This is a genomic window from Nocardioides sp. NPDC057772, from assembly GCF_042798075.1.
Lineage (GTDB): Bacteria > Actinomycetota > Actinomycetes > Propionibacteriales > Nocardioidaceae > Nocardioides.
Map to the genome: position 1 here is coordinate 1 of NZ_JBHVKN010000300.1, position 4,275 is coordinate 4,275.

At 70.0% G+C, this 4,275-nt stretch carries 4 protein-coding genes; 1 reads left to right on the forward strand and 3 read right to left on the reverse strand.

Annotated elements, in window-relative coordinates; all coding sequences use genetic code 11:
* Positions 1-108: 108 nt before the first annotated feature.
* Positions 109-1,038: a DMT family transporter gene (locus ACFVJS_RS26600; protein ID WP_378886566.1), complete on the reverse strand. Its 930-nt coding sequence runs from the start codon at positions 1,036-1,038 to the stop codon at positions 109-111.
* 211 nt (positions 1,039-1,249) lie between these two features.
* The gene (locus ACFVJS_RS26605; protein ID WP_378886567.1) at positions 1,250-1,690 is read right to left on the reverse strand and encodes a VOC family protein; all 441 of its coding nucleotides are present in this window, start codon (positions 1,688-1,690) and stop codon (positions 1,250-1,252) included.
* A 99-nt stretch (positions 1,691-1,789) separates the two neighbouring features.
* Here ACFVJS_RS26605 and ACFVJS_RS26610 point away from each other — a divergent pair, with 99 nt between their 5' ends.
* A complete protein-coding gene (locus ACFVJS_RS26610; protein WP_378886568.1) occupies positions 1,790-2,743 on the forward strand; it encodes an endonuclease/exonuclease/phosphatase family protein in 954 nt (317 codons plus the stop codon).
* On the opposite strand, the gene ACFVJS_RS26615 is transcribed toward ACFVJS_RS26610, so the two are convergent.
* The gene (locus ACFVJS_RS26615) at positions 2,730-4,196 is read right to left on the reverse strand and encodes a SulP family inorganic anion transporter (RefSeq protein WP_378886569.1); all 1,467 of its coding nucleotides are present in this window, start codon (positions 4,194-4,196) and stop codon (positions 2,730-2,732) included. The two genes, ACFVJS_RS26610 and ACFVJS_RS26615, sit on opposite strands and share 14 nt — an antisense overlap.
* Between the last annotated feature and the right edge of the window lie 79 nt (positions 4,197-4,275).

Below are 4,275 nucleotides of genomic sequence, written 5' to 3' on the forward strand. Positions count from 1 at the left end.
CCGCCGGCGGAGAAGCCCGCCGTGGCGGCGCCGCGGGCTCCTCCGGCAGACGACGACGGCGCGCCGCCGATCGCCCCGCCGGTGGACTGACGCCATTAGCCGGGAGTCTCAGGAGCCCCTGAGACTCCCCGGCTTTGTCCTGTGCCCGGTCGACCCGGGCGACCCGGCCGACCCGAGACCGGAGATCGCCATAAGGATCAGCGTGACCCCGGCGACCGCGGGCGCGGCCAGGCGCTCGCCGAGGACCGCGGCGGCGGCGATCGCGGCGGCGACCGGCTCCATCAGGCTCGCCACGGTGGCCGCGCTGCTGCGCGTGGTGCGCAGCCCGGCATAGAGCAGCCCGTACGCCAGCGCCATCGTCGCCACGCCCAGGTAGACCAGCCAGGCCCACACCGTCGCCGAGGACGAGACGAGTGGCCCGCCGCCGAGCAGCGCCAACGGGACGAGGACGACGGCCCCGACGCCGGTCGCGCCGGCGGTCACCAGTAGCGGGCTGCGCTGCTGCGCCAGCGGGCGTCCGACAGCAGTCGTGAGCGCGTACGCAGACCCGGAGGCGATCGCGAGCAGCACCCCGATCACCGGTCGGTCGCCCCCGGCTCCGCTGCTGGCGTAGGCCGAGGTCAGGACAAGGCCGGTCAGCGCCGTCGCCAGCACGACCAGCTGTCGGCGGGTCGGCCGTTGATGTGACGCGATGGCCTCGCCGACGAGCAGGATCGCCGGAGCGATCCCGAGACTGACCACGGTGGACACGGTCACCCCGACAGCCACGACGGAGGCGAAGTAGAGCGCTTGGTAGAGGCCGGTCGCGGCGCCGACGACCACCGTGCGGGTGTCGAGGCGAAGGTCGCGCAGGCGGCCTAGGACGGCGAGGACGGCGAGCAGAGCGACCGAGGCGATCAGCATGCGGTAGGCGCTCACGGTGAGCACCGACATCGGCGTGATCGAGCGGACGATCTGGAGGACGAGGCCGCCGGTGCCCCACAGGACCCCGGCAAGGCAGATCTGAAGGAGCCCGAGACGGGCAGAGTAAGAGGACATCGAAGTAGTGCTCCAGGTTCGACAGGACGAAGAAGGCAGCGTCTGGAGCACGCCAAAGAGAGCCGATCCTCGCGTACAGCGGCAGATCGGCGAGGCCGCTCCGGTCAGGCGACCGGCGGCGGAAGCAGACCGAGGAGCTTCGAAGTCATGGCCGGAAGTGTGCCACATGCATCACCATCAGGCCCGGCCTTTTCGAGCGTGACGGAGGTGGTCAGCCGATCCGGTCCGTGAGCGAGACGATGATGCCCTCCGGCCCGCGCACGTACGCCATCCGCACGACGTCCTCGTAGACCCCGACGCCCCCGACGAGGCTGTAGCCGTCCGCGACCACCCGCTCGAGGACCGCGTCCAGATCGTCGACCTCGAAGCACACGTTGCGCAGACCCAGCTCGTTGGCCATCGCCTCGGGTGAGCCGGGCACGTGGTCGGGACGTACGAACCGGGCGACCTCGAGCGCGGTGCCGCCGCCCGGTGGGCGCAGCATGACCACCTCGCAGCGGGCGCCGGGAATCCCGCAGACGGTGTCGATGAACTCGCCCTCGACGAAGGTGCGCCCCTCGATCTCCAGGCCGAGGCCGACGAAGAACTCCGTGGCCCGGTCGATGTCGGCGACGGTGACGCCGATGTGGTCGAACCGCAACAGCTGTGTCATGACTCTCATCCTCCTGCTTGTCGGGTGTCTCTGCCCGGTGAACGAAGCCGCCACACCGTCCTCTACACGGTCACGGCCCGTTGGCTAGGGTCGGTGTCCGTGGAGGTGGACAGGTCGCCGTGGCGGCGGGGAGGGCTGCTCGCGCTCACCGCGGTGCTGCTCGCGCTGGTGATCGCGTTGCACGAGCTGGTGCCGAACCGCTGGGGCAACCTGGGTTCGCTGGTCGCGACGCTCCTGCCGTGGCTCGTCCTCGCGGTTCCACTGCTTATGCTCGCGGCCGCCGTGCGCCGCTCGGTCGTCGCCGCCCTGCTCGCGCTGACTCCGCTCGCCGCCTGGCTGGGAGTGTTCGGCCAGCAGCTGGTGCCCGTCGAGCCTGCGGCGTACGACCTCACGGTCGTGCAGCACAACGTCGCCGACGACAACCACGATGTCGACGCGGCAGTCGAGTCGCTGCTGGCCGAGGACCCGGACATCGTCGCGCTGGAGGAGGTCACCTCGGAGCATCTGCGGCACTACGAGGCAGCGCTGGGGTCGAGGTTCGAGCATCACGCGACCCAAGGCACTGTCGGGCTCTGGTCGCGTCACCCGATCACGGAGAGTACGCGTGTCGACATCCGCCCGACGGGCATCGGTGCGTCCTGGGACCGGTGCCTGCGAGCGGTCGTCCGGACCCCGGAGGGCGACGTGGCCGTCTACGTGGCGCACCTTCCCTCGGTCCGCCTGGGCCCGCGCGGGCTCGCGGCGAGCAGCCGCAATCGGAGCGCCGAGCTGCTGGCGGAGAGGATCGCCGAGGACCCGGCACCGACGGTGCTGCTGGCCGGCGACCTGAACGGAAATCTGCGCGATCCCGGGCTCGAACCCGTGACGGAGCAGGTCTCGCGCGAGGAGCACGGGTTCCGGCTCACCTTCCCCGCGGCGCTGCCCGTCGTGCAGCTCGACCATGTCCTCGCGCGTGGAGCCGAGGTGACGGATCTGCGCGTCCTCCCACGCTCGGGCAGCGACCATCGGCCAGTTGTGGCTCGCGTCTCGCTGCGCGGGGTCAGTGGCCGCTGAGCTGTCCGGTCAGCCGCTCGTGGCGGTCCGCACTGGTCTGGTTGAGCCCGACGATGCGTACGGACTTGTTCTTGGCCGCGTACTTGTGGGTGATCGCGTCGAGCGCCGCGACCGTGGAGGCGTCCCAGATATGGGATTCGGAGAGGTCGATCACGATCTCGTCCGGGTCCTCGGCGTACGCGAACTGGGTGTAGAGGTCGTTGCTGGAGGCGAAGAACAGCTCGCCGGTGACCCGGTAGACCGCGGTCACGTGTCCGGATGCGTCCTCGACCAGCTCGCGGTGGGTGTCGGTCAGGTGGGCGACCCGGCGAGCGAAGAGCGTCATCGCGACCAGGACGCCGACGATGACTCCGATCGCGAGGTTGTGGGTCGCGACGGTCACCACGACGGTCGCCACCATCACCGCGGTCTCCGAGCGCGGCATCCGGCGCAGGGTGGCCGGGCGGATCGAGTGCCAGTCGAAGGTGCCGACCGAGACCATGATCATCACCGCGACCAGCGCCGCCATCGGGATCAGCGCCACGATGTCGCCGAAGCCGACGACCAGGACGAGCAGGAACACGCCGGCGAGGAAGGTCGAGATCCGGGTCCGCGCGCCCGAGACCTTCACATTGATCATCGTCTGGCCGATCATCGCGCAACCGCCCATGCCGCCGAAGAGGCCGGTGACAAGGTTCGCGATGCCCTGGCCGCGCGCCTCCCGGGTCTTGTCGGAGTGGGTGTCGGTGATGTCGTCGACGAGCTTGGCCGTCATCAGTGACTCCAGCAGGCCGACCAGCGCCATCCCGAGGGCGTAAGGGGCGATGATCTGCAGCGTCTCGAAGGTGAGAGGTACGTCGGGGAGGAACCAGGTGGGCAGGCTGTCGGGCAGCTTGCCCTCGTCGCCGACGTTCGGCACGTTGATCGCCCCGAGGACGGTGAAGGCCGTGAGTGCGACGATGGCGACCAGCGGCGCGGGGATCACCTTGTTGATCCGCGGGAAACCGACGATGACGGCGATGCCGACAGCGATCATCGGGTAGACCAGCCAGGGCACGTCGACCATGTGGGTGATCTGAGCCTGGAAGATGAGGATCGCGAGCGCGTTGACGAAACCGACCATCACCGAGCGGGGGATGAACCGCATCAGCCTGGCCACCCCGGCCAGCGCCAGGACGATCTGGATCAGGCCGCCGAGAAGCACCGTCGCGATCAGGTAGTCGTAGCCGTGGTCACGCATCACCGGTGCGATCACCAGCGCGATGGCGCCTGTGGCCGCCGAGATCATCGCGGGCCGACCGCCCAGGAAGGAGATGGCGACCGCCATCGTGAAGGAGGCGAAGAGTCCGACCCGCGGGTCGACCCCGGCGATGATCGAGAACGAGATCGCTTCGGGGATCAGTGCGAGCGCGACGACGAGGCCGGCCAGCACCTCCGTACGCAGCAGCCGCGGCGATCGCAGTGCGGTCCGCACGGTGGCGTCGGTCGGGGCGGAGGCGGGTGGGGATGAAGGCACGAAGGCGGTCCGATCGGTCGCGACTGGCAGGATGGGC